Source organism: Paracidovorax citrulli (assembly GCF_900100305.1).
GTDB lineage: Bacteria > Pseudomonadota > Gammaproteobacteria > Burkholderiales > Burkholderiaceae_C > Paracidovorax > Paracidovorax citrulli.
Genome location: NZ_FNEY01000006.1, coordinates 79,823 through 102,411 on the forward strand (window position 1 = coordinate 79,823; position 22,589 = coordinate 102,411).

The following is a 22,589-nucleotide window of genomic DNA, read 5'->3' on the forward strand; positions in this document are numbered from 1 at the left end:
GAGGTCTTTCCATGGTGCGTGATCCTGCTCTCCCTGAAGTCGCCGTCTCCGCCCGGCCCCACCGAGCCGTATGGGGCACGGCCGTCACCTGCATCGCGGCCGCATGCGCCCTGGCCGGCTGCGAACGTGTCACGACGCCCGCTCCCCAGGCGGCTGCCAGCGTGCCCGCGCCGGAGCCCGCGGCTTCAGCGCCCGCCGCAGCAGCCGCGCCTGCCGCGGTGCCGGTGGCCTACACGCCGCCGTCCGCAGACGTCCTCTACCAGATGGTGGCCCCGATCGCACTCTATCCCGACAAGCTCGTGGCCCAGGTGCTCGCCGGCGCAACCTACCCGGACCAGGTCTCTGCCGCTGAAACCTGGCTCGCCCAGAATCCGGGGCTGAAGGGCAGCGCCCTGGTGAATGCGGTGGATCCCCAGCCCTGGGATCCCAGCGTGAAGTCGCTGACGGCGTTTCCCAATGTGCTGGAGCAGATGGCCTCCAACCTGCCCTGGACGACGGCTCTCGGCAAGGCCTATTACCACGATCCTGCCGACGTGATGAACGCCATACAGGCCATGCGTGCCCGCGCCGCCCATGCCGGTACGCTGAAGAGTTCACCGCGCCTGCGCGTGGCGACGGTGGAAGCCCGTTCCCTGCCGCCGCCGCTGCCGCCATCGCAGGCACCCGTGGCGCTGTACCAGGGGCCGGCGGTGGTCGCACCGCCACCCACCGTCATCACCATCGAGCCTGCCGAGGTGGAGACGGTCTATGTGCCGCGCTATGACCCGGCCGTGGTGTACGGCACGCCGGTGCCCGTGTATCCCAGCTACCGCTGGGCCGTGCCGGTGGTGCAGCCGGCACCGGTGGCGGTCGCCGCGGGGCCGGATCCCGTGGCCGTGGGTGCACTGGCCTTCGGTGCCGGCGTCCTGGTGGGCGCGCTGGCCACCAGCCACCACCATGGCTGGGGATGGAACGACTGGAATCTGCACTGGGGACCTCCGCCTCCGCCGCCGATCGCCTGGGGTCCCGCCCCGCCGCCGCCCGCCTGGGGGCCTGCGGTCGTGTACCGCGGAGCCACCTACGTGTCGAACTCCCCCACGGTGATCGAGAACATCCATAACCGCATCACGGTGAACAACCGCAATGTCTATGTGAACGCCCCGGGCCAGCCGCCGGGCCTGCCTGCACCGGGTGCGCCCGCCATGGGATTCGCCGGTGGGCCGGCCGCACCCGTGCGCGCTGCCATGGCACCTCCGATGGGCCCGAACGGACCGCACGGCCAGGCGCTGGCCGCGGCACTGCAGGACAGCCACGCGGCAGGGCAGCGGCCCATGCCGTTCGAGCAGCGCCACATGCAGGCCCCGCCACTGGCCGGCGACCGGAACGGCTTCCACCAGTCCCAGGCCCTCATGCAGGGCCCGGGCCGGGCACCGATGCCGGTGGCGCCGGGCCAGCCCGCCGCCGCGCACGCTTTCGCCCAGCCGGGCGCTGCGGCCGTGCCCGGCGCGCCGCGCCCATTGTCCGCGGTGTTCCAGGACAGCCGCGCCGGCCATGGCACGCGTCCCTTGGAACCTCGGCATTTCCCGGAACTGCAGCGTCCCGTCGAACCACAGCATGCTGCCGGACACCGGAGCAACCCGGCGGCCCCGGCCATGGCGTCCGCCATGGGCCTGGCTCCGGCAGGACTGCAGCCGCGACCGGAGAACGGGCGCGCCAACCCCGCCATGCCCGAGAACCGGAACCCGCATGCCGCCTTCGTGGCGCCTCCTGCCCCCATGCCGGCGCCGTCGCAGCGCCCGCAGATGCCGGCGGAGATGTCGATGGCCCATGCTCTGCAGCAGCCTCGCCAGATGGCGGTGCCTGCTCCGCGCATGCAGCAGCCCGTCCACATGCCGCAGCCGGTGCAGCAGCAGCCCATGCATGCCGAGCCGCGCAGCATGCCGGTCGCGGCGGCCATGCATGCGCCGCAGCAGCCCGTGCCGCGGCCGGCCATGCACGAGGCCCTGCGCGAACCCCGGCCCGCGCCGCAGCCGCAGGCGCCGCACCACGGGGGCGGACACAAGCCGCACGAAGGCGGCTGAGATCCTGAATGGAAGGTGGCGGAGGGCGGTCCGGGTTCTCTGTCAGGCTGCTGGCAGCGAGGGGGTGTCCGGCGCTACCGGATCCGTGGAATGCGCGGGCGCGGGGGGCTGTGTCTTCGCCGCATCCGCCGGCCGGGGCGGCGCACTGGTCCAGCGCCGGACCACGCGCTGGAAGATCAGTGCATTGGGGATCTGCAGCAGCACGGGCGCATCCGGCGTGCCGTCGAAGTCTTCGAGCGTGGTGTAGAGCAGGTTGATGTCCACGACGCGGCCTTTGGCTCCAGGCTTTTCCGCGGTGTCCAGCACCTCGATGTAGTCGCCCAGACGGAAAGGACCGGCGGTGAAGATCAGCAGGGCGCAGAACAGGTTGGAGAGCACGCTCCACGCCGCGAAGAAGGCGACCGCGCCCACTGCCGCGAAGCCCGTGAACGCCGTCCACAGCACGGTGGCCGAAACCCCCAGCCGCTCCAGCACCAGCAGTACGGCGCTGCCCATGATGATCCAGCGCACCAGCCCGTTGATGGGCACCATCAGCTCGATGGGCCAGTGGTAGTGGCGTCCCGCGCGTTCGAGCAGGCGGCGCAGCGTCCGTTGCAGCAGCACGGCGAGCACCAGGATGAGCACGATCTGGAGGCCCGGCACGATGATGTCGAGCCATTCCTGCATCCAGTCGGGAAAATAGGTGCGGAGCCGGGTCATGGACAAGGGGGGCAAAGCGGTCAACGTCCGGGAAATGGTTTGGGAAAGAACAGAAGGATGGCTCACCCACGGAGGGAGCATCCCTGCCGGCGGGGGGCCGCAGGCCGTTCCCGCAGCTGCCGGGGCGGGAAGCGCGCGTGGCGGCGCAGGGGGTCAGCCGCGCAACTGCTCGATGGTATCCATCTGCATCTCGAAGCTGAAGAAGCGCGCGCGGCCCTGGGCCTTGGCGGCGTAGAGCGCCTCGTCGGCGCGCATCAGCATGGCTTCGGCGCTGGTGCTGTCGTCCGGCACGCAGGTGGTGATGCCCCCCGAAACCGTGAGGTTCGCGCCCAGCGGCGAGTCGGGGTGCGCGATGGCGCGCTGGCTCACGAGCTTGCCGAGCGCGCGCGCGAAGGTCATCGCTCCGGAGCGCGGCGTGTTGGGCAGGATGAGGGCGAACTCCTCGCCGCCGTACCGTGCCGCCACGTCCCGCGGGCGCACGCACACTTCCTTGAGCAGCCGGCCCACTTCGCGCAGGCAGGCGTCGCCCTGGACATGGCCCACGGCGTCGTTGAAGCGCTTGAAGTGGTCGAGATCGCACAGCATCAGCGTGAGCGGCATGCCGTCGCGGCGCGCAGCGAGGATCTCGCTGTGCAGGATGCGGTCGAAGCCGCGCCGGTTGACGAGGCCGGTGAGCTGGTCCACCTCCACCATCTCGTTGAGGCGCTGGTTGGCCAGGTGCAGTTCCTCGGACATGGACACGAGCCTGCGGCGCATGTCCAGCAGGCGCCGCATGGCGCGCAGCTTGGCCACCAGCACGATGGGCTTCACGGGCTTGACGAGGTAGTCGTCCCCGCCGGCCTCGATGCCGCGCCAGACATCCAGGTCGCTGTCCAGGCCGGACAGGAAGATGATCGGCGTCCATCCACCGGCCTCGGCCTCGCGCATCTGCTGGGCGACCCAGTAGCCGTCTTTTTCGTCCGAGAGCCGGATGTCCAGCAGCACCAGGTCGGGACGGCGCAGCTTGAACAGTTGCAGGGCCACGTCGCTGGAGGCCGCTTCCATCACGTCGGCCACTCCCGCATGCCGGAGCTCGGCCACGAGGGCGGCCCGCACGGAGGCCTGGTCTTCGACGACCATGACGGAAAAGGGACCCGCCGAAGGGAGGGGATCGCCATGCCGCCCTGGGGCGGCGGGAGAAGTGGGGGGCATGGCGGTCATCGGCCTTCCTCTCTACGGACCGGGCGGTGGGTGCATGGCCGCAGCGGCTTCAATGCTCCCGGCGCAGGGCGGGGAACAGGATCACGTCGCGGATACTGGGGCTGTCGGTCAGCAGCATCATAAGCCGGTCGATGCCGATGCCGCAGCCACCGGTGGGAGGCATGCCGTACTCGAGGGCGCGGACGAAATCGTGGTCGAAATACATGGCTTCGTCGTCCCCGCTGTCCTTGGCTTCCACCTGCGACTGGAAGCGGGCGGCCTGGTCCTCCGCATCGTTGAGCTCGGAGAAACCATTGCCGAATTCGCGGCCCGTGATGTAGAGCTCGAAGCGCTCCGTCACCTCCGGACGCGTGTCGTTGGCGCGCGCCAGCGGGCTGATCTCGGTCGGGTGTTCCATGATGAAGGTGGGCTGCCAGAGCTTGTCCTCCACCGTCTCCTCGAAGTAGAGCACCTGCAGGCCTGCCAGCGAGCGCGTGGACAGGCGGTCCTTCTCCTCGGAGAGGCCGAGCTTGCGCAGCGCGGCGACCAGCCAGGCGGCATCGTCCACGCCGTCGCCGGCGTCGGTGTGGCGCAGGATGGCCTCGCGGATCGTCAGGCGCTCGAAAGGCTGCGACAGGTCCACCGCGCGGCCCTGGTAGGTGAGCTGCAGGCTGCCCGCCGCCTTCGTGGCCGCGTCGCGCACGAGCTGTTCGGTGAAGTCCATCAGGTCGCGGTAATTCCAGTAGGCCGCGTAGAACTCCATCATCGTGAACTCGGGGTTGTGGCGCACCGAGATGCCTTCGTTGCGGAAGTTGCGGTTGATCTCGAACACGCGCTCGAAGCCGCCGACCACCAGACGCTTGAGGTAGAGCTCGGGCGCGATGCGCAGGTACATCTCCTGCTCCAGCGCGTTGTGGTGGGTCACGAACGGCTTGGCATTGGCGCCGCCGGGAATGGGGTGGAGCATGGGTGTCTCCACCTCCAGGAAGCCGTGCTGCACCATGAACTCGCGGATGCCGCTCACGGCCTTGCTGCGCGCGATGAAGCGCCTGCGAGCCGCCTCGTCGGTCATCAGGTCCACGTAGCGCTGGCGGTACTTCACTTCCTGGTCGGCCACGCCATGGAACTTGTCGGGCATGGGGCGCAGGCTCTTGGTGAGCAGGCGCAGGTTCGTCACCTTGACCGAGAGCTCGCCGGTCTTGGTCTTCATGAGGGTGCCCTCGGCACCGACGATGTCGCCCAGGTCCCAGTGCTTGAAGGCGGCATAGGCTTCTTCGCCGATCGCATCGCGCGTCACGTACAGCTGGATACGGCCATGGGTCGCGCCGAGCGAGCCGTCCTGCACGGTGGCGAAGCTGGCCTTGCCCATGACGCGCTTGAGCATCATGCGGCCGGCCACGCTCACCGGCACGGGGTTGGCTTCGAGCGTCTCTGCCTCGGTCTCCGCGTACTGCGCCTGCAGGTCGGCCGCATGGTGCGCGGGCTTGAAGTCATTGGGGAAGGCCACGCCCTTGCCTTGTGCCTGGGCCTCCCGGAGGGACTTGAGCTTGTCGCGGCGCTCGGCGATGAGCTGGTTGTCGTCGGAGGGGGCGGCGGTGGGCGCGGAAGGATTCTGGGGGGGGAGCATAGAAACGAGCGTATGCGCCGTGGTAGCGGCTGGTGGACTGGCTGAACCCGCTATTTTAGTTTTTTGCCCGTCATCCAGCGCACCATGGCCAGCAGGACGGCAGCAGATGTTCCTGCCAGGGTCCATATGTGCGCCACCGGATCGATGCCGGGCCAGGCGAGCGGAAGACACAGGACGGCCATTTGCAGCCCGTCGAACCCGATGGCGGCCCATGAGAAGGGGCGCGCCAGTCCGCGCTGGAAAGGCAAATGGCCGTGCGCGGCGAAAAGGCAGGCGCATCCCTGCCAGATCACCAGCGGTACCAGATAGCCTTCCAGGCCCTGCCATGCGGATGGAATCCACCCTGCATGGAGCGCCCAGGCGGCGGCCAGGCCCGCCAGCATGGTGCAGGCCGCGCCCGCCAGCCCGATCCGCAGTGACAGCGTGGGATGCTCGCGCCCCTGTGAGAGCAGCACCTGGGGCCACGCGGCGTACACCACGGCAGGCAGCAGTCCGAGCAGCCGCAGCAGAACGGCCAGATAGCTTGCTTCCGTGGCCCCATGGAAGCGCTGCCACAAGACGAGAACCGCCATCCCTGCCGCGGCGTCGGCGGCGGTGTGTGCGATGCGCAGGAGCGGGCCCCGGTCGTCCTGCTGCGACGGGTGCGTTTCTCCTGGCGTGCGATGGTCTTCTTCTGGTGGGGCCGGCAAGGTGCGTGCATCGCGCGCGGGACGCAACAGCCAGAGCGCGCCGATCGCGTAACTGCCAGCCGCCGCCGCGAAGAGCGCCGTGGCACCGGCGCCAGGCAGGAGCAGTCCTGCACTGCCAGCCGCCGCGAGCGCGGCGAGCGGCGGGACCGACCGGGCCAGGGCGGCCGACTGCGCGGATGCCGTGCGCAGGGTCCATGGCTGTGCCAGGTACCAGCCCAGCTGCAGCAGTGCCAGGAGGGCCGCCCAGGCCAGGCATGCGCCCGGGCGTCCCAGGTCCGCCAGCCAGACGGCCGTCGCCGCGATCGGAAGCAGAAGGGCCCAGCGCCACAGGCTGGCGCGCATGGCTTCCCGGAGGGCCAGGCCCGGAGGGTGGTGGATGTTGGCCAGGAACCGCAGCTGGCTCTGGGCAAGCGCCAGCGTCATCCAGAAGAAGCCGATCTGGCTCACCACCGTGAAAAGCCCCACCTCCCGGGGCTGGAAAAGCCGAAGCATGAGCAGTCCGAAGAGCCCCTGGGCTGCCAGCGAGACGGCGCTCGCGGCTGCGATATGCGTCGTGGTGCCGAGCAGTTTCATGCGCGCTCCTGCCATCGGCGCCATATGTGCATGCGGGCCAGCAGCGCATTCCAGGCATGCGCTTGCATCGGCGGGACGGTGCGGGGCTGCTCGTCCAGGCCGGTTCCCAGCAGATCCGCATAGCGCGCCACCGTCGCGTGGGCGGGAAGGTAGATGAACCGCGCGCCCGCCGTGCGCTCGAATTCCCGCACCCAGCGGTAGTCGGTGGAGACGGTGGGCAGCCCGACTGCGCAGTATTCGAGCAGCTTGGTGGAGGTCTGCCGGTCGTAGGGGGCGCGTACCGGCACCAGGTTCAGGCCGTAGCGCGCCTGCGCGAGCAGGGCCGGGACATCGCCCTGCGGCACGCGTCCCGCCATCGTCACGTTGGGCAGGCGGCCCAGTGAGGCCCGCAGGTCGCCGGGCGGCTCCCCTATGAGCAGCAGCGTGCGTCCGGCCGGTGCCAGGGCTTGCAGCAGCGGCGCGAAGCCGCGCAGACGGTCCATGTCTCCGAGGTAGGCGAAGTCGAAACGTGTGCTGCGCCGCGTGCCCGAGCGCGACAGGAAGGCTTCTGGAACGCCCATGTCGCGGTACTCGAACGGAATCCCGTCGTTGAACCCGAGCCGTTGGCGCACCCAGGCGTTCTGGAAGATCCGGTAATCCGGAGTGGGCTGGCGCCAGGATTTGATCCTGTCCTTGAGCCAGGCGCAGGGCGGCACCGATGCCGACGCGTATTCGTGCACCTGGAACGCCCCGGAATGGCGCCGGGCGCTGGCCGGGGGCACGAGCCCGCAGATCCACCACAGTACCTCGGCATCGCCGGGTACCGTGCCGGGATGGCTGTGGAGCACGGCCTGGTGTCCGGACTGCTGCAGGAACGCGGAGTAGGCTCCCAGTTCCGGCAGGTAGGCTTGCCCGGAATGGATGAAATGGATCAGCATCGTCCCGACGCCTCCCGCAGCACCGACTGCCACCCCGCCAGGAAGTCCGCATGCCGGTACTGCTCCAGAACGCGCTGCAAATCCGCCTGCACGATCGCGGCGGGCCTGCGCAGCGTGGCCAGTACGGCATCGGCCAGGGCCTGCGCCGAGCTTTCTCGTGCAAGCAGGTAAGGCGCGTGGTCCTGCAGCATTTCCTGCAGGGCCGGGATGGGAACGCCGACGCAGGGCACCCCCAGCGACAGCGATTCCAGCGCGGCCATGGGGCAGCCTTCATAGCGCGAAGCGAGCAGGGTCAGATCCTGTTCGCGGCAGAAACCGGCGCTGTCTTCGACATGCCCCAGCCATCGAAGCCGTCCCGCCTGCTGCAGATCCTTCGAGGTGGCCTCGAGGTCGCCGCGCAAAGGCCCGTCGCCCGCCAATGACAGGTGGAATTCGGGCGGCAGCCTGCGCAGTGTTTCCAGGAGCAGCTGCGGGTTTTTTTCGGCGGACAGGCGCCCCATGTAGCCCATGCGTACGGGGCCGTGTCTCTTCATGGCCGGTGCCGGTTGCGCAGGGGCGGAGGATGGGGGGGCCGGGTTGTGCACGACGCGCAGCACGGGGGACTTCCGGCTGCCACCCCGCATGAACCGCTGGAATGCCGCTTGCGATGCTCCGGAGACGAATACGCAATGCGAGACGCGCCCGTAGAGCCAGCGCAGCCACGCCTGCTTTCCGGCTCCGGCATGGGCCTGTTCCAGCACGGTATCGACCGGCCCGTGCACCCACACCACAGCGCGCCTGCGCGTCGCGAGGCCCAGGGCCCATGCCACGTAGGCCGGGCGGAAATTGTGCGCGGCGAGGAGCACATCGCTGCGCCGGGCCGCTGCGAGCAGGGCCGACCCCCTCTGCGGCGCGGCATGCTGTATGTCCACCGGCCAGCCCGCTTCGCGCAACCCTTCCACCAGTGCCCGGGTGACCGTCGCCACGCCGCCGGCCGCCGGCGCATCGTGCAGCAGGCAGATCCGTGGCGGTGTGCAGGTGCCTGGGGATAATCGGGACATGGATGCAATCTCCAGATACTTATCGGGCGAAGACTTCGATGACGATTTCCGGTACCAGCCCCGGATGTCCTTCGCTCCGCTGGCGCGCGGCGACCTGCTCGAACAATGGTGCGCCGGGCGATCGGTGCTGCATGTGGGGTTTGCCGATCACCAGCCGCTGATCGCCGCGCGGGTGGCCGACGGCGGCTGGTTGCATGCGCGCCTGAGCCGCAGCGCGCGGCAATGCCATGGCATCGATATCAACCGGCAGGCGGTGGAGGCCGCCCGGCTCCTCGGATTCCAGCATGTGCATGCGCTGGACATCCACGCCGCGGAATCCGAAGGCTTCCTGCGGGGGCTCGGTGTGGATCTCGTCATGGTTCCCGATGTGCTCGAACATCTGGGCGATCCAGCGGCGTTCATGGCGCGGCTCGCGCAGGTTTTTCCCGCCGCGGATTTCGTGGTGTCCGTGCCGAACGGACTTGCGTTGCGCAACGCGGTGAACATGCTGGGCGGCGTCGAGCGCGTCAATACCGATCACCGGGCCTGGTTCTCGCCCTACACCCTGAGCAAGGTGCTGGCCGATGCCGGCCTGCGTGTCGAGGAGTTGCGCGGATGCATGGTCAGTCCGGCAGGCAGCCTCAAGGGGCGCCTGCTGCGGGGCCTCGTGCGCCGGCGGCCGCTGGGGGCGGACGTGCTGGTCGCGCGCGCGCGGGTGGGAATGTCCTGAGGCCACGCTGCTACCGGGAGCCGAATCCGCTGGCCACGATGCGCAGCGTCTTCCAGGCGATCAGCAGATCCAGTGCCACGGAATAGTGCGCGACGTAGTAGAGGTCGTAGCTGAGCTTGACGGCGGTCTGCTCCTCGCTGTCCGCGTAGCCCTGCTGCACCTGCGCCCAGCCGGTCAGGCCGGGACGCACCAGGTGGCGGTAGGGGTAGGCGGGGATGCGTTCCGCGAAGCTGTACACGAATTCCGCCTGTTCGGGCCGCGGGCCGATCAGGCTCATGTCGCCCCGCAGGACGTTCCACAACTGGGGCAGCTCGTCGAGGCGGGTGCGGCGTATGAAGCGGCCCACCGGCGTGATGCGATCGTCGTTGGGCTGCGCGAAACGCGCGCCTTGCTCCGCTGGCGCATGGCGCATGCTGCGCAGCTTCCAGATGCAGAATTCGCGCCCGTTGCGGCCCACGCGCAACTGCGAAAAGAGCATGGGGCCGGGGGAATCGAGCTTCACCGCCAGGCCCGCGACCAGGCACAGGGGAAGCCAAAGCGGCAGTGTGGCCAGCGTGGCGGCCAGGTCCACCATGCGCTTGACCGTGTCGTAGGCCGGATTGCCGTCCAGTGTCCACAAATCCTGCGCATGGTTTTCAGGCAGCACCATCCGGCCGCTCAGCAGTTCGGCCACCGCTTCGACACTGTAGAGGCGGATGTGCTGCAGCCGCAAACCGCTGATTTTCCGGTCGCGGGCCGCGTGGGAGGGGGCATGCCGGTCCAGCACCACGCCGGCCCAGCCCGAGGCGGCTGCGTCGTCCAGGCCCCGCTCCGGCCAGGGCATGAGCGTGATGTCCTTTCTGCGCGCTTCGTCTGCGCCGGGACCCAGGAGCGCCTGCAGGCGCTGCGGGACGGTATCGTCCAGATAGATCAGGCACAGGCCGTGCCGGCGCAGGTCGCGCCAATGGCCGGCCAGGAACCACGCCAGCGACAGCAGGTACGACAGCAACACGGCTCCCCGGGAATAGGGGCGCTGCAGCAGCGCGAAGCCGAGCGGAGCCGCCAGGTACGGCACGGCCGTCGCCACGAAGAGAAAGCTCCTGCCCTCGAAACGCGGCAGGTGGGCGCCGCTGTACAGCCAGTACGACGCGATGGCGTAGGGGATGGCGCACCACAGGACGGTTGCGGGGAACTGGTAGGTCGCCCAGCCGCGGCGCTGCAGTTCCAGCCCGATCAGATAGGCGGCGAGCAGCGTCACCGTTCCCGCCAGCGACCAGCGCAGCAGCGCGCCTTGCCGGTGCGCCGTGGAAGAGCCAAGTTCGCGTTGGGGAATGCTGTTCATGCCATTCAGGAGCGGGAACGCCGCAGGGCGGCGGCATAGACGTCGCGCACCGCAGACCCCATGCGCTCGGCGGTGTAGTGCCGTTCGTAGCGCTGCCGTGCGGCAGCGCCGAGCCGGGCGCGCAGCGCGGGGGACTCCATCAATTGTCGCAGTGCAGCGGCGAGGGCTTCCGGGTCCGCGGGCACGAGCAGGGCGTGCCCGGGTTCGGGCAGCAGCTCGCGCACGCCAGGCAGATCGCTGGCCACGATCGCCATGCCCGCACGCATCGCCTCGATGAGCGAAACGGGCAGTCCTTCGTGGTCCGACATGAGCACGAAGATCCCGTGGCGTGCGAGCTGCGCGGGTACGTCGTCCACGTCCCCCTTGAAATCGACCGACGACTGCAGGCCGAGGCGGGCTGCCAGCGCTTCGTGGGCCGGCCTGTCGGGGCCGTCCCCCAGGAGCGTGGCGGAGCCATGCTGTCCGGTCGTGTCCCTGAGCCGGGCCAGGGCATGCAGCAGCAGGTCGTGCCGCTTCGGCGGTGCCATGCGGGCGACCATGGCGACCGAAGTGCCTTCGCGCTTCCATGCCGTGGCATCGGCGGGAACGGCGATGTCGTCAACGCCGTTCACGACGGTCTCCAGGCGCCAGCTCGGCAGCGGCAGGCTGCGCGCAAGGGCACGCTCGTGTTCCGAGACGCAGACCATGCGGCTGGTCAGCGGGGCCAGCAGCGCCTCGGTGGTCCAGGCCACCGCCCGGCGCGGCCAGGCATTGCCGGCCTTGAATGCGAAGCCGTGCACGGTGTAGATCACGGGAACACCCGACAATGCCCCGGCGATACGCGCTGCGACGCCCGCCATGGCGCTGTGGGCGTGCAGCAGGTCCGGAGACTCCGCTCGCACGATGCGGAGCAGATCACGCGTGGCCCGCAGGAGGCGGACCGGTCGCAAGCCGTTGTCCAGCAAGGGAATGCCATGCACATGCAGGCCCAGGGTTTCCAGATACCTGCCCAAGGGAGAAAGCGGGCCGGCTCCGCCGATGGCGGCCTGCACTGCCACCCCCTGCGTGGAGAGCGCGGCGCACAGTGTGCGCACATGGCTCTGCGCTCCCCCTGTCTCGCCTTTGGTGATGACCTGCAGGACTTTCACGGCGTACGCATGCCGGGCGCTGGCCGAATGGCGCGGAGCCTGCTCATGGCGCGATACCCGTGCGGTCCAGCACGTCGCCCACGAGTTCGAGCCGCAGCAGCGGGCTGTCGAGCTGCATGAGTTGCTGCTTCAGGTCGATGGGCACCGGCAGCAGTTCGCACCAGCGGTTGGCCACCCAGCCGCAGTCGTCCAGCTGGGCGGCGCTGGGCAGGGGCAGGCTGCCGTCGTCGGGGCTGCGGTCGCGCAGGCGTGCCAGCACCTGTTCCAGGGCCGCCGCTGCCTTGCGCAGGTCCGGCGGCACGGGCACGGCCACGTCCGGCGGCAACTGCTCGATGTCGGCGATCCAGAGACCGTGCGGCAGCAACTGGCGGCGCACGATACGGAACCGCTCCGACCCCTGGGCCTTCATGGCGATGAGCCCGGGGTGGGAGTCGTCGAGTTCCGAGATGGCCGCCAGCGTGCCCACGTCGTGGAATTTCTCGGGCGCCGCACCGGCCTGGCGCACCTCGTGGCCGTCCGTGAGGGCCACCACGCCGAAGGGTGCCCCGGCCTGGCGGCATTTGCGCACCATGTCCAGGTAGCGCACTTCGAACACCCGCAGGGTCAGCAGGCCCCCCGGGAAGAGCACCGTGCCCAGGGGGAACAGCGGCAGCGAACTGAGCGTGAGCGGCGCCTGGGGCGGGGGCTCGTGGGGAGGTGGGGCGAAGGTCATGGGCGGGGCCTGTACGGCCCGCTATCATCCCACGGCGAACGGGCCCGCGACGGGCCCGCCTACGACGAGGTCCCATGCTCTTCCAGATTGCTTCTTTCCTGCTGGACGTGATCGGCGGCCTGCTCACCGGCGCCTGCCTGCTGCGCCTGTACATGCAGGCGCAGCGCGTTCCCTTTTCCAACCCGGTCGGCCGGCTGGTCTTCGCCCTCAGCGACTGGCTGGTGATGCCGCTGCGCCGCATCATTCCCCCCACCGGCCGCTGGGACTGGTCCAGCTTCGTGGCGGGTCTGCTGATCCAGTTCGCGCAGTACCTGCTGCTGTGGCTGCTGCTGGGCGGCCTGCTCGGCCTGGCATGGCTGCCCTGGATGGCCCTGTTCGGGCTGGCGCGGGCGGCGGTATCCGGGATGATGGGGCTGCTCATCGTCGGCGCGATCCTTTCCTGGGTGCAGACGCGCTCGCCGATCGCGGATGTCATCGGGCGCCTCTGCGACCCGATCCTGCGGCCCCTGCGCCGTGTGATCCCCCTGCTGGGCGGAGTGGATCTTTCGCCCCTCGTGGCCATCGTCCTGCTGCAGGTGGTGATGATCGTGCTGGGCCACCTGCAGGGCGCCGTGATGCGATAGGCGCAAAAAAGCCGCCGCACCCCTGCCGGGCCGGCGGCTTTTTTTTGTGTGGCGGTGGCTCAGGCGACCGAGTCGGCCGGCAGGCGCTGGAGCATGGCCAGGCTCCTGGCCACGGTGTCGCGCAGTTCGCGGCGGTCGCAGATGAAGTCCACGGCGCCCTTGGTCTGCAGGAACTCGGCCCGCTGGAAGCCTTCCGGCAACGTCACGCGCACGGTGGATTCGATCACGCGCGGGCCCGCGAAGCCGATGAGCGCCTTGGGCTCGGCGATCACGATGTCGCCCACGAAGGCGAAGCCGGCGGAGACTCCGCCCATGGTCGGGTCGGTCAGCACGCTGATGTAGGGCAGGCCTTTCTTGGCCAGCCGGGTGAGCGCAGCATTGGTCTTGGCCATCTGCATGAGCGACAGCAGGCCTTCCTGCATGCGCGCGCCGCCGGTGGCGGTGAAGCAGATGAACGGCACCTTCTGCTCGATGGCGGTTTCCACGCCGCGCACGAAGCGCTCGCCCACCACACTGCCCATGGAGCCGCCCATGAAATCGAACTCGAAGCAGGCCGCGACGACGTTGATGCTCTTGACCGAGCCGCCCATCACGATCAGCGCGTCGGTCTCGCCGGTATTTTCCAGCGCTTCCTTCAGGCGTTCGGTGTACTTGCGGCTGTCCTTGAACTTGAGCGCGTCCACCGGCAGCACTTCCTGGCCGATCTCGTAGCGGCCTTCCGCGTCCAGGAAGGCGTCGAGGCGCGCGCGGGCATTGATGCGGTGGTGGTGGCTGCAATGCGGGCAGACGTTCTGGTTGTGCTCCAGGTCGGTCTTGTAGAGCACGGTCTCGCAGCTCGGGCACTTGATCCACAGCCCCTCGGGCACCTGGCGGCGCTCCGTCGGGTCGGACTGCTGGATCTTGGACGGCAGGAGTTTTTCGAGCCAGGACATGGTGTGTTCCTCTAAATGAATGGCAGACCGCAGCGCCGCAACCTTCAAACCGGCGCGGCCCAGGCCAGTGGACGCCACGGAACCGGCTCGGCCGGGCCGTTGGCGTCGTCCCCCTTCCCGGCGAAGCCGAGAGAAGGGGGAAGCGGCAAAGCCGCTCAGGGGGATGATCCCTGGATTCTACGTGTCGAGCGCCTTGCGCACCCCCCGCAGGAAGTCCACGGCCAGGGGCACGACCCGCTCGTGGGGCTGGTCTTCCAGCAGTTGGATGATGCGGCTGCCGATCACCACGGCATCCGCGACACGGCCGATGGCCTGCGCGGTGGCCGCATCGCGGATGCCGAAACCCACGCCGACGGGGATGTGCACATGGCGGCGGATCACCGGCAGCATGGCTTCCACGGCCGAAGTATCGAGGGCGCCCGAGCCGGTCACGCCCTTGAGCGAAACGTAGTACACGTAGCCGCTCGCGACGCGCGCCACCTGCTGCATGCGCTGCTCCGTGCTGGTGGGCGCCAGCAGGAAGATCAGGTCCATGCCATGCGCGCGCAGCCGGGCTGCGAAGTCCTCGCACTCTTCGGGAGGGTAATCCACGATCAGTACCCCGTCCACGCCGGCCTCGGCCGCATCGCGCACGAAGGCGTTGTCTCCGTGGCGCTGGTCGTAGCGTTCCACCGGGTTGGCGTAGCCCATGAGCACCACCGGGGTCTTCGTGTTGCGCTGGCGGAACTCGCGCACATAGCCGAGCACCTGGGCCATGCCCACGCCCAGGGAGAGGGCCTTCTCCCCGGCCTTCTGGATCACCGGGCCGTCGGCCATGGGATCGGAGAACGGCACGCCGAGTTCGATCACATCGGCGCCGGCCTCCACCATGCCGTGCATCAGCGCGGGCGTGATGTCCGCGAACGGGAAGCCGGCGGTCACGTAGGGAATGAGGGCCTTGCGGCCGCGGGCCTGCAGGTCGGCGAACGTCGCCGCGATGCGCCCCTGGGCGGCCAGCGGTGCCGTGGACGCGGAAGTCGTCATGTCGGCGCTCATGCCGCGGGCCCTCCCTTGACGGCATGGCCCCGCATGGACGGGCGGTCGTAGAAATCCACGCCGGAGAGATCCGCCACCGTGCCGATGTCCTTGTCGCCCCGGCCGGAAAGGTTCACGAGGATGGACTGGTCGGTGCGCAGGGTCCTGGCGAGCTGCATCGCGTAGGCCACGGCATGGCTGGACTCCAGCGCGGGGATGATGCCCTCGGTGCGGCAGAGGTAGTGGAAGGCGTCGAGCGCTTCCCTGTCGGTGATGCCCACGTACTCGGCGCGGCCGATCTCCTGCAGCCAGGCATGCTCGGGCCCGACGCCAGGGTAGTCGAGGCCGGCGCTGATGCTGTGCGTCTCGGTGATCTGGCCGTTCTCGTCCTGCAGGATGAACGTGCGGTTGCCGTGCAGCACGCCCGCGCTGCCGCGCTGCAGCGATGCCGAGTGCTTGCCGCTGTCCAGCCCCTCGCCGGCCGCCTCCACGCCGATGAGGCGCGTCTTCTCGTGCGGGATGTAGGGATGGAAGATGCCCATGGCATTGCTGCCGCCGCCCACGCAGGCGATCACCGCGTCCGGGTGCTCGGCGGCGATGCGCTGCCCGGCCAGCATGCCGGGCATCTGGGCAAGGCATTCGGTGCCGATCACGCTCTGGAAGTCGCGCACCATCATGGGGTAGGGGTGCGGGCCCGCCACGGTGCCGATGATGTAGAAGGTGTTGTCCACGTTCGCGACCCAGTCGCGCATGGCCTCGTTGAGCGCATCCTTGAGCGTGCGGCTGCCCGACTCCACGGGCACCACGGTGGCGCCCAGCAGCTTCATGCGATAGACATTCGGGCTCTGGCGCTTCACGTCTTCCGCGCCCATGTACACCACGCATTCCAGGCCGTAGCGGGCGCAGATGGTGGCCGTGGCGACGCCGTGCTGGCCAGCGCCGGTCTCGGCGATCACGCGGGGCTTGCCCATGCGGCGGGCGAGCATGGCCTGGCCGATCACGTTGTTGATCTTGTGCGCGCCCGTGTGGTTGAGATCTTCCCGCTTGAGGAAGATCTGCGCGCCGCCCATCTCGCGGCTCATGCGCGCGGCGTGGTAGATCGGCGAAGGCCGGCCCACGAAGTGCGCGAGTTCGCTGTGGAATTCCTTCAGGAACTCCGGGTCGTTCTGGTAGCGGGCATAGGCCTCGCGCAGCTCGGTGAGGGCATGCGTGAGCGTCTCGCTCGCGAAACTGCCGCCATAGCGGCCGAAGTGGCCCGAAGCGTCGGGCTGTTGGTAGGAAAGCATCAATCGTTCTTCGCAAAATGCCCATCGGCCGCGCGCACGGCGGCGATGAAGCGTTGGATCTTGCCGGCGTCCTTGATGCCCCGCAGCGGACGGCCGTCGGGGCCTTCGGCTTCCACGCCGGAACTGACGTCAACCGCGAGCGAAAGGCCGCGCGGCCGCACCTGCAAGATGCCATCGGTCACGTTTGCAGGCGTGAGTCCACCAGATAAAACGAGGTGAGAGCCGACGCTTGGTGGAAGGAGTGACCAATTGAATGCCTTGCCGCCGCCGCCATAGCCTTCGACATGGGCGTCGAGCAGGATGGCCTGGGCGCGTGAGTATTGGTGGGCGAATTGTACGAGGTCGAACGCCGGCGCGTTCGCGTCCAGGGGAATGCGGGCTGCGCGAACGAAGGGCCGCCGTCCCGCGCCCGCGGCCTCCTGGCAGGCCGCGGGGCTTTCGTCGCCATGGAACTGCAGGGTGGCGCCGGGGATCTCGTCGCAGGCGGCTGCCACTTCGGCGGCTTCGGCATTCACGAACAGGAGCACGGGCGTGACGAAGGGGGGCAGGCGGCGCGCGAGCGCGGCGGCGCGCTGCACGGTCACCGCGCGCTGGCTCTTCGGATACAGCACGAATCCCACCGCATCGGCTCCGGCCTGGACGGCGGCGTCCAGGTCCTGCTCGCGGGTGATGCCGCAGATCTTGATGCGCGTGCGGGGAACTGGAGCGTCGCCGCGCCGGCTTTCCGGCAGGGGCGTGTCAGGGGCGGATGAAGGCATGGGCGAAGACATGAAGGTATGCGGATGGGCTGCCGCAGGCGCGTAGCGGGCCCGCCGGGCGCCGGGCAATGCACGGCTCAGCCGCGGGGCCTGCCGTCAGGGCAGCCAATCATACGCAGCGGTGCGATCGGGCAGTCCCCAGGCCGGATCGTAGAGCGGACCGAGAAAGTACAAACCGTCCGGGGAGAAGGTGGGCGCCGCCGCGTCCCGCGAGCGCGCCTGCAGCACGGCGTGCATCCAGTCCGCCGGATGCTGTCCCTGGCCGACCGCCACGAGGCATCCCATGATGTTGCGCACCATGTGGTGCAGGAAGGCATTGCCCTCGAACTCGAATCGCCAGTAGCAGGTGGGTACGTCGCCACGGTCGCCCGGGGCCTGCCCTGCCGGCACCCCGCCCGTGCCGCGCTGCGTGATCTCTATGCGGCGCAGCGTCTTGACGGGTGACTTGGCCTGGCATGCGGATGCGCGGAAGGAGGTGAAGTCGTGCTCTCCGAGCAGGTGCCGTGCCGCAGCGCGCATGGCATCCCCGTCCAGCGCGTGGAAGACCCAGCCCACCCGTCCCGCCTCCACGCTCGGGCGCACGGGCGACTGCAGCAGCACGTAGGCGTACCGGCGGGCCGTGGCGCTGGCGCGCGAATGGAAGGCTTCCGGCACGGGCCGCGCCCATTGCACGGCGATGTCCGGCGGCAGGAAGGTATTGGTGCCGCGCACCCAGGAGAACGGCGTCCGCTCCAGCGGCGTGTCGAAGTGCACCACCTGCATGAGGCCGTGCACCCCCGCATCCGTGCGCCCGGCACAGATCGTGGAGACCTCGTGCGTGGCGAAGCGCGCGAGGGCCGCCTCCAGGCGGTCCTGCACGGTCGCCCCCCCGGGCTGGCTCTGCCAGCCGCGGTAGGCGGAACCGTTGTAGCTGACGCCCAGCGCCACCCTCATGGCCGCCCGCCCGTGCGCCGGGCCCGCCCGGTCGCGGACTGCCGGACCATCAGCCCAGTTCGGCCAGCAGGCGCTGTGCCCGGGCCTTGAGCGGGCCCGAGGATTCCGCGATGACTTCCTCGACCAGGGTGCGAGCGCCTTCGGCGTCCCCGATCGCATTGAACTCTTCGGCCAGCGCCAGCTTGGTGGCCAGCGGGTCGTCCGGCAGTCCGGCGGCATCGCCCATTGCTTCGCCAGGCTCCGCGGCGGCGGGGGCAGGTTCTGCTCCAGCGGTGGACGGCTCCACGCGGCCGGCGGAGGGCGCGTCCAGGTCCAGCGACAGATCGCCCAGGTCGAATTCGAGGGGAACGGGGGCCGAAGCGGGTGCGGCCTCCGGCTCCAGCGAGGCGCGGGCCGAGTCTGCCAGCGACAGATCATCGGGGAAGTCCAGTTCCGGAGCCGGCGCGGACTGCGGAGCGGCGCTGCCGGCCATCGGGAGCGGAGAGGTGGGCGACGGGTCGAACTCGAGCACCGGCTCCGCAGCCTCTGCCGGCGCCGGTGCGGCGCTGGCCGGAGATGGCGTCGTGGCTGCAGCCGTCGCCGCTGCGAAGGCGCCGGGCGCCGCAGGCGGCTGGGCAGGCGCTTCGGTCAGGGCATCGTCCGGCAGGTCGAGATCCAGGTCCAGGTCGAGGTCGGGCGGCATCGCTGCTGCGGTGGCTGCAGCTGCCCCGGCGGCGGCGCCAGCAACCGCGCGGCCGTCGGTCAGCGTGCTGGGGAATCCTTCGGCAGGCAGGCTGTGCGCGGCATCGTCGTCCAGCATCGGGGGGCGGCCCCCCGGCTGGTACAGCGGATTCTCCGGGTCGATGCTGCGGCCGAGGTCCGCGACGCGGTTCCAGTCCATGCCTTGCCCGTCGGTCAGCCGGAACACGTCCTGGGCCACGGCGCCGAGCGCCTTGCGGTCCTGGCGCTTGGCGTAGATCTCTGCCAGTTTCACGTGCACCGCGGTACGGTCGGGGCTGTGGCGCAAGGCCTCCTTGAGGATTTCTTCCGCCTGCAGGTCACGGCCGTAGGCCAGATAGACATCGGCTTCGGCCACGGGGTCCACGTCGCCGCCCGCGTCGAGCTGGCTGGGCGAGTACGCCATGGACGATGCCCCCGTGGTGAGCTGGCTGCTGGCAGTGTCCACCCGCTGTCCGCCGCTCGCGCCGAAGAAGGAGTCCGGCTGCAGCTTGCTTTCGAGGAAGGAGCTGTCCACCGCATTGCGGTTGCGCCGGTTCTGCACCGTCCGATAGACGCCATAGCCCAGCAGCAGGGCCAGCAGGCCGCCCCCGGCCAGGGGCAACATCGGGTTCTCCAGCAGGGAGTCCAGGAATCCGGGCTCTTCCGGCGGCGCGGCCGGGGGAGGCGTTTGCGGGCGCGCGGCCGGAGCCGGGGCGGGCGCTGCAGCGGCCGAGGCCTCGGAGGCCGGGGCCTCGGCCACGGCTGGCGCGGAGGCCGCCGCTTCTTGCGCTGGAGCCGGCGCCGGAGCGGATGCCGTTGCCGAAGCCACAGCGGCAACCGGTGCCGCGGAGGGTGCGCTGGCCGCCGGCGCGGGGGCCGGCGCGGGAGCGGTCGCGGATGCCGCGGGGGCCGGCACCGAGGCCGCAGGGGTGCCGACCGGCACGGCGATGCGGCCGGGCTGCGCGGCCGAGGCGGCAGCGGACGGCGCGGGTGCGCCCGCGGGTGCGGAAGCGGCTCCCAGCTTGTTCAGTTCGGAGATGTTCTTGGACAGCTCGGCCATGCGGGCGGAGTCGGCCCCGGCCTGCTTGTCGCGTGCCAGTTGCTCCTCGGCGGCGCGCTGGCCGCGCATGGCGCCCTTGGAGAGCGTGAGCCGGTCGGGCGCGGCGGTCGCGGCCTTGCGGTCTTCGACCTGCGTCTGCACGCGGCCGCTGGCCGAGCGTTCTGCCGCGGCCACCTCGGCGGAAGGGGCCGCGCCCGCGAGCCGGCGGCGGAATTCGTTGAAGTCGCGGCTCTGCGCGGCGATGATCTGCCGCGCTTCCGCCGGCGGCGTGGCACGGGCCTGCGTCTCGTTCGGCATCTGCAGCACGGCGCCCGCCTTCATGCGGTTCACGTTGCCGCGGATGAAGGCGTCCGGGTTGGCGCGCATCATGGCCACCAGCATCTGGTCCAGGGAGACCCCGGCAGGGCGGTAGGTGCCGGCCAGCCGGCCGGCCGTGTCGCCGGGGCGTACCAGCACGCTCTCTGCGGCGCCCGCAGACGCTGCCGCGGGTGCCAGTGCCGGCGCGGCGGCGGGGCGCTGCGGGCGGGCCGGTGGCGGTGAGGCCGGCGCAGGTGCTGCCGCGGAAGACGGGGCCGGAACCTCGGCGCGCGGCTGCGGCGCGGGCACTGCCGGGCGGGACGGGGCCTGCGGCACGGGCGAAGGGGCCGCGCCCGCCTGCGCGGTGGCGGTGGGGGCGGGCGCCTCGCGGCGGCTGGCGGGCGGGTCGAGCAGCAGGGTGTAGCTGCGCACGAGCTGGCCCGCGTTCCAGCTGGTGTCCAGCACGAGGTCCACGAAGGGGTCGTTGACGGGGCGGGTGGTGGTCAGGCGCAGGACCATGGATCCATCGGCCTTGCGCTGCAGCCGGACCTGCAGGTCGTTGAGGGTGGGGGAGAGCTCCAGGCCCTGCGCGCGGTACGTCTGCGCGGAAGCCGGCGCGGCGCGCAGGGATTCCGCTTCGGCGGCCGTGATCTGGGGCAGGTCGATCTCGGCCCGCAGCGGCTCGCCCAGGGCCGACTGGACCGACAGGCGCCCGAGGGAGAGGGCACTGGCATCGGAGGTGTAGAAGCCGGTCGAGACGAGGGCCGCCGCGGCCAGAGCAGATAGTTTCCAACGATGCATGTGTGCCATCAGCCGATCAAGTTTGAGCTTTCGCGAAAAGCGCGGAAGCGGGGTGAACCCCGGTTCCGCGCTCTCGCGTGAAAATATGTAAAAAGCACCATAGCATCAATGTTTTGCAGTGACAAGCGAGGCGCCGGGCCCCCGCGATCACCTCCATGGGAGGGCCGCGAGAGACTGTTTTTGCATGTTGTCGTAGGACAACGACTCGTAACAAAGCGTGCGTGAATCCTGTATCCCGGTTACGTCAGCCCGGGCAGGAAGACGCTGCGTTCAGGCGTCCAGCAGGATGCGCAGCATGCGGCGCAGCGGCTCGGCGGCGCCCCACAGCAGCTGGTCCCCGATGGTGAAGGCGCCGATGTAGTCCGGGCCCATGGCGAGCTGGCGGATGCGGCCGACCGGGATGGTCATGGTGCCGGTCACGGCGACGGGCGTCAGGTCACGGAGCGTGGCTTCGCGCGTGTTCGGCACCACTTTCACCCACTCGTTGTCGGCGGCGATCATGGCCTCGATGTCGGCCACGGGCACGTGCTTCTTCAGCTTCAAGGTCAGTGCCTGGCTGTGGCAGCGCATGGCGCCCACGCGCACGCAGAAGCCGTCCACCGGCACGGCCTGGGTGCCGAAGCCTTCGCCCTGGCCGAGGATCTTGTTGGTCTCGGCCATGCCCTTCCACTCTTCCTTCGACATGCCGTTGCCCAGGTCCTTGTCGATCCAGGGGATCAGGCTGCCGCCCAGCGGCACGCCGAAGTTGGCGGTCTCGGCCTCGGAGAGGCTGCGCTGCCTGGCGATGACCTTGCGGTCGATCTCCAGGATGGCGCTCTTCGGATCGTCGAGCAGCGAGCGCACTTCGGCATTCAGCGTGCCGTACTGCGTGAGCAGCTCGCGCATGTGCTGCGCGCCGCCGCCGCTGGCCGCCTGGTAGGTCTGGGTGCTCATCCACTCGACGAGGCCGGCCTTGTAGAGCGCGCCCACGCCCATCAGCATGCAGCTCACGGTGCAGTTGCCGCCGATCCAGTTGTTGCCGCCCTTGGCGAGTGCATCCTTGATGACGGGCATGTTCACCGGATCGAGCACGATCACGGCATCGTCCTTCATGCGCAGCGTGGAGGCGGCGTCGATCCAGTGGCCCTTCCAGCCGGCATCGCGCAGCTTGGGGAACACTTCGCTCGTGTAGTCGCCGCCCTGGGCGGTGAGGATGATGTCGCAGCGCTTGAGGGCGTTGATGTCGAACGCATCCTGCAGCGTGGTTTCGTTCTTCGCCTGCGCCGGAGCCTTGCCGCCCGCGTTCGAGGTGGAGAAGAAAAGCGGCTCGATGAGGCCGAAATCGCCCTCGGCCTCCATGCGCTCCATCAGGACCGAGCCGACCATGCCGCGCCAGCCGACCAACCCTACCAACTTGCTCATTTCAACGCCCTTTCGGTTTAAGAAAACAGTACCCGACCGGGACTGCTCGCCTGGCTCGTCAGGGCCAGGAAGGGCGCACGACGAACCAGGCTGGATCAGCCCTTAATGGTGGTCGTGGTTTTGGTGGTGAAT

19 protein-coding genes are annotated in these 22,589 nt (G+C 69.7%); 3 read left to right on the top strand and 16 right to left on the bottom strand.

What is annotated here, in order from left to right; genetic code table 11:
- The first annotated feature begins 11 nt into the window (after nucleotides 1–11).
- The gene (locus tag BLR99_RS05955; protein WP_046060857.1) at nucleotides 12–2,060 is read left to right on the top strand and encodes a DUF3300 domain-containing protein; all 2,049 of its coding nucleotides are present in this window, start codon (nucleotides 12–14) and stop codon (nucleotides 2,058–2,060) included.
- A 42-nt stretch (nucleotides 2,061–2,102) separates the two neighbouring features.
- Here the strand turns inward: BLR99_RS05955 and BLR99_RS05960 are convergent, their stop codons facing one another.
- The 6 genes from BLR99_RS05960 to BLR99_RS05985 all read right to left on the bottom strand — a co-directional run bounded on the left by BLR99_RS05960 (nucleotide 2,103) and on the right by BLR99_RS05985 (nucleotide 8,784).
- On the bottom strand, nucleotides 2,103–2,759 hold the full coding sequence (locus BLR99_RS05960; RefSeq protein WP_041827257.1) for a mechanosensitive ion channel family protein: 657 nt from the start codon (nucleotides 2,757–2,759) through the stop codon (nucleotides 2,103–2,105).
- A gap of 153 nt (nucleotides 2,760–2,912) precedes the next feature.
- Nucleotides 2,913–3,950, bottom strand: a complete 1,038-nt coding sequence (locus BLR99_RS05965) for a GGDEF domain-containing response regulator (protein ID WP_046060888.1) — start codon at nucleotides 3,948–3,950, stop codon at nucleotides 2,913–2,915.
- A 58-nt stretch (nucleotides 3,951–4,008) separates the two neighbouring features.
- On the bottom strand, nucleotides 4,009–5,565 hold the full coding sequence (lysS, locus tag BLR99_RS05970; RefSeq protein WP_011794347.1) for a lysine--tRNA ligase: 1,557 nt from the start codon (nucleotides 5,563–5,565) through the stop codon (nucleotides 4,009–4,011).
- Nucleotides 5,566–5,615: 50 nt separating this feature from the next.
- Nucleotides 5,616–6,827 carry a hypothetical protein gene (locus tag BLR99_RS05975; RefSeq protein ID WP_011794348.1) on the bottom strand — a complete coding sequence of 404 codons (1,212 nt, stop codon included), beginning with the start codon at nucleotides 6,825–6,827 and terminating at the stop codon, nucleotides 5,616–5,618.
- Complete coding sequence (locus tag BLR99_RS05980) at nucleotides 6,824–7,744, bottom strand: glycosyltransferase (RefSeq protein ID WP_011794349.1); 921 nt, start codon at nucleotides 7,742–7,744, stop codon at nucleotides 6,824–6,826. The genes BLR99_RS05975 and BLR99_RS05980 overlap by 4 nt, the downstream gene beginning before the upstream one ends.
- A complete protein-coding gene (locus tag BLR99_RS05985; protein ID WP_233427214.1) occupies nucleotides 7,738–8,784 on the bottom strand; it encodes a glycosyltransferase in 1,047 nt (348 codons plus the stop codon). Before BLR99_RS05985 ends, BLR99_RS05980 begins: the two co-directional genes overlap by 7 nt.
- On the opposite strand from BLR99_RS05985, the gene BLR99_RS05990 reads away from it, so the two are divergent.
- Nucleotides 8,783–9,493 carry a class I SAM-dependent methyltransferase gene (locus BLR99_RS05990; RefSeq protein ID WP_011794351.1) on the top strand — a complete coding sequence of 237 codons (711 nt, stop codon included), beginning with the start codon at nucleotides 8,783–8,785 and terminating at the stop codon, nucleotides 9,491–9,493. The two genes, BLR99_RS05985 and BLR99_RS05990, sit on opposite strands and share 2 nt — an antisense overlap.
- Nucleotides 9,494–9,503: 10 nt before the next feature.
- Here BLR99_RS05990 and BLR99_RS05995 read toward each other — a convergent pair whose 3' ends face one another.
- Genes BLR99_RS05995 through BLR99_RS06005 form a run of 3 tightly spaced genes read right to left on the bottom strand, consistent with a single transcriptional unit; the run spans nucleotide 9,504 to nucleotide 12,653 of the window.
- Nucleotides 9,504–10,814, bottom strand: coding sequence for a sugar transferase (locus tag BLR99_RS05995; RefSeq protein WP_011794352.1), 1,311 nt, complete (start codon nucleotides 10,812–10,814; stop codon nucleotides 9,504–9,506).
- Between the two features lie 5 nt (nucleotides 10,815–10,819).
- Nucleotides 10,820–11,941 carry a glycosyltransferase gene (locus BLR99_RS06000; protein ID WP_011794353.1) on the bottom strand — a complete coding sequence of 374 codons (1,122 nt, stop codon included), beginning with the start codon at nucleotides 11,939–11,941 and terminating at the stop codon, nucleotides 10,820–10,822.
- A gap of 43 nt (nucleotides 11,942–11,984) precedes the next feature.
- Nucleotides 11,985–12,653, bottom strand: coding sequence for an LON peptidase substrate-binding domain-containing protein (locus BLR99_RS06005; protein WP_011794354.1), 669 nt, complete (start codon nucleotides 12,651–12,653; stop codon nucleotides 11,985–11,987).
- A 74-nt stretch (nucleotides 12,654–12,727) separates the two neighbouring features.
- On the opposite strand from BLR99_RS06005, the gene BLR99_RS06010 reads away from it, so the two are divergent.
- On the top strand, nucleotides 12,728–13,276 hold the full coding sequence (locus BLR99_RS06010) for a YggT family protein (RefSeq protein WP_011794355.1): 549 nt from the start codon (nucleotides 12,728–12,730) through the stop codon (nucleotides 13,274–13,276).
- A 59-nt stretch (nucleotides 13,277–13,335) separates the two neighbouring features.
- On the opposite strand, the gene accD is transcribed toward BLR99_RS06010, so the two are convergent.
- From accD to asd, 7 genes are all read right to left on the bottom strand, one after another.
- Nucleotides 13,336–14,208, bottom strand: a complete 873-nt coding sequence (accD, locus tag BLR99_RS06015; RefSeq protein ID WP_011794356.1) for an acetyl-CoA carboxylase, carboxyltransferase subunit beta — start codon at nucleotides 14,206–14,208, stop codon at nucleotides 13,336–13,338.
- A gap of 177 nt (nucleotides 14,209–14,385) precedes the next feature.
- Nucleotides 14,386–15,243, bottom strand: a complete 858-nt coding sequence (trpA, locus tag BLR99_RS06020) for a tryptophan synthase subunit alpha (RefSeq protein WP_011794357.1) — start codon at nucleotides 15,241–15,243, stop codon at nucleotides 14,386–14,388.
- Nucleotides 15,240–16,508: a tryptophan synthase subunit beta gene (gene trpB / locus BLR99_RS06025; RefSeq protein ID WP_011794358.1), complete on the bottom strand. Its 1,269-nt coding sequence runs from the start codon at nucleotides 16,506–16,508 to the stop codon at nucleotides 15,240–15,242. Before trpB ends, trpA begins: the two co-directional genes overlap by 4 nt.
- Nucleotides 16,508–17,266: a phosphoribosylanthranilate isomerase gene (locus tag BLR99_RS06030; protein WP_046060859.1), complete on the bottom strand. Its 759-nt coding sequence runs from the start codon at nucleotides 17,264–17,266 to the stop codon at nucleotides 16,508–16,510. Before BLR99_RS06030 ends, trpB begins: the two co-directional genes overlap by 1 nt.
- A gap of 96 nt (nucleotides 17,267–17,362) precedes the next feature.
- Nucleotides 17,363–18,199 (bottom strand): tRNA pseudouridine(38-40) synthase TruA, encoded by an 837-nt coding sequence (gene truA / locus BLR99_RS06035; protein WP_011794360.1) that lies wholly within the window; start codon nucleotides 18,197–18,199, stop codon nucleotides 17,363–17,365.
- A gap of 49 nt (nucleotides 18,200–18,248) precedes the next feature.
- Nucleotides 18,249–21,056, bottom strand: coding sequence for a motility hub landmark protein FimV (locus BLR99_RS06040; protein ID WP_041827844.1), 2,808 nt, complete (start codon nucleotides 21,054–21,056; stop codon nucleotides 18,249–18,251).
- Nucleotides 21,057–21,326: 270 nt separating this feature from the next.
- Nucleotides 21,327–22,457 (bottom strand): aspartate-semialdehyde dehydrogenase, encoded by a 1,131-nt coding sequence (gene asd / locus BLR99_RS06045; RefSeq protein WP_011794362.1) that lies wholly within the window; start codon nucleotides 22,455–22,457, stop codon nucleotides 21,327–21,329.
- Between the last annotated feature and the right edge of the window lie 132 nt (nucleotides 22,458–22,589).

What these genes read in the sequence shown, in the direction of transcription:
- BLR99_RS05965 (WP_046060888.1), bottom strand. Translation starts at nt 3,950, where the DNA reads ATGCCCCCCACTTCTCCCGCCGCCCCAGGGCGGCATGGCGATCCCCTC.
- lysS (WP_011794347.1), bottom strand. Translation starts at nt 5,565, where the DNA reads ATGCTCCCCCCCCAGAATCCTTCCGCGCCCACCGCCGCCCCCTCCGAC.
- BLR99_RS05990 (WP_011794351.1), top strand. Translation starts at nt 8,783, where the DNA reads ATGGATGCAATCTCCAGATACTTATCGGGCGAAGACTTCGATGACGAT.
- accD (WP_011794356.1), bottom strand. Translation starts at nt 14,208, where the DNA reads ATGTCCTGGCTCGAAAAACTCCTGCCGTCCAAGATCCAGCAGTCCGAC.
- BLR99_RS06040 (WP_041827844.1), bottom strand. Translation starts at nt 21,056, where the DNA reads ATGCATCGTTGGAAACTATCTGCTCTGGCCGCGGCGGCCCTCGTCTCG.
- BLR99_RS05955 (WP_046060857.1), top strand. Translation starts at nt 12, where the DNA reads ATGGTGCGTGATCCTGCTCTCCCTGAAGTCGCCGTCTCCGCCCGGCCC.
- asd (WP_011794362.1), bottom strand. Translation starts at nt 22,457, where the DNA reads ATGAGCAAGTTGGTAGGGTTGGTCGGCTGGCGCGGCATGGTCGGCTCG.
- BLR99_RS06005 (WP_011794354.1), bottom strand. Translation starts at nt 12,653, where the DNA reads ATGACCTTCGCCCCACCTCCCCACGAGCCCCCGCCCCAGGCGCCGCTC.
- trpB (WP_011794358.1), bottom strand. Translation starts at nt 16,508, where the DNA reads ATGCTTTCCTACCAACAGCCCGACGCTTCGGGCCACTTCGGCCGCTAT.
- BLR99_RS06010 (WP_011794355.1), top strand. Translation starts at nt 12,728, where the DNA reads ATGCTCTTCCAGATTGCTTCTTTCCTGCTGGACGTGATCGGCGGCCTG.
- BLR99_RS05960 (WP_041827257.1), bottom strand. Translation starts at nt 2,759, where the DNA reads ATGACCCGGCTCCGCACCTATTTTCCCGACTGGATGCAGGAATGGCTC.
- BLR99_RS05985 (WP_233427214.1), bottom strand. Translation starts at nt 8,784, where the DNA reads ATGTCCCGATTATCCCCAGGCACCTGCACACCGCCACGGATCTGCCTG.
- BLR99_RS06030 (WP_046060859.1), bottom strand. Translation starts at nt 17,266, where the DNA reads ATGCCTTCATCCGCCCCTGACACGCCCCTGCCGGAAAGCCGGCGCGGC.
- BLR99_RS05995 (WP_011794352.1), bottom strand. Translation starts at nt 10,814, where the DNA reads ATGAACAGCATTCCCCAACGCGAACTTGGCTCTTCCACGGCGCACCGG.
- BLR99_RS05980 (WP_011794349.1), bottom strand. Translation starts at nt 7,744, where the DNA reads ATGCTGATCCATTTCATCCATTCCGGGCAAGCCTACCTGCCGGAACTG.
- trpA (WP_011794357.1), bottom strand. Translation starts at nt 15,243, where the DNA reads ATGAGCGCCGACATGACGACTTCCGCGTCCACGGCACCGCTGGCCGCC.
- BLR99_RS05975 (WP_011794348.1), bottom strand. Translation starts at nt 6,827, where the DNA reads ATGAAACTGCTCGGCACCACGACGCATATCGCAGCCGCGAGCGCCGTC.
- truA (WP_011794360.1), bottom strand. Translation starts at nt 18,199, where the DNA reads ATGAGGGTGGCGCTGGGCGTCAGCTACAACGGTTCCGCCTACCGCGGC.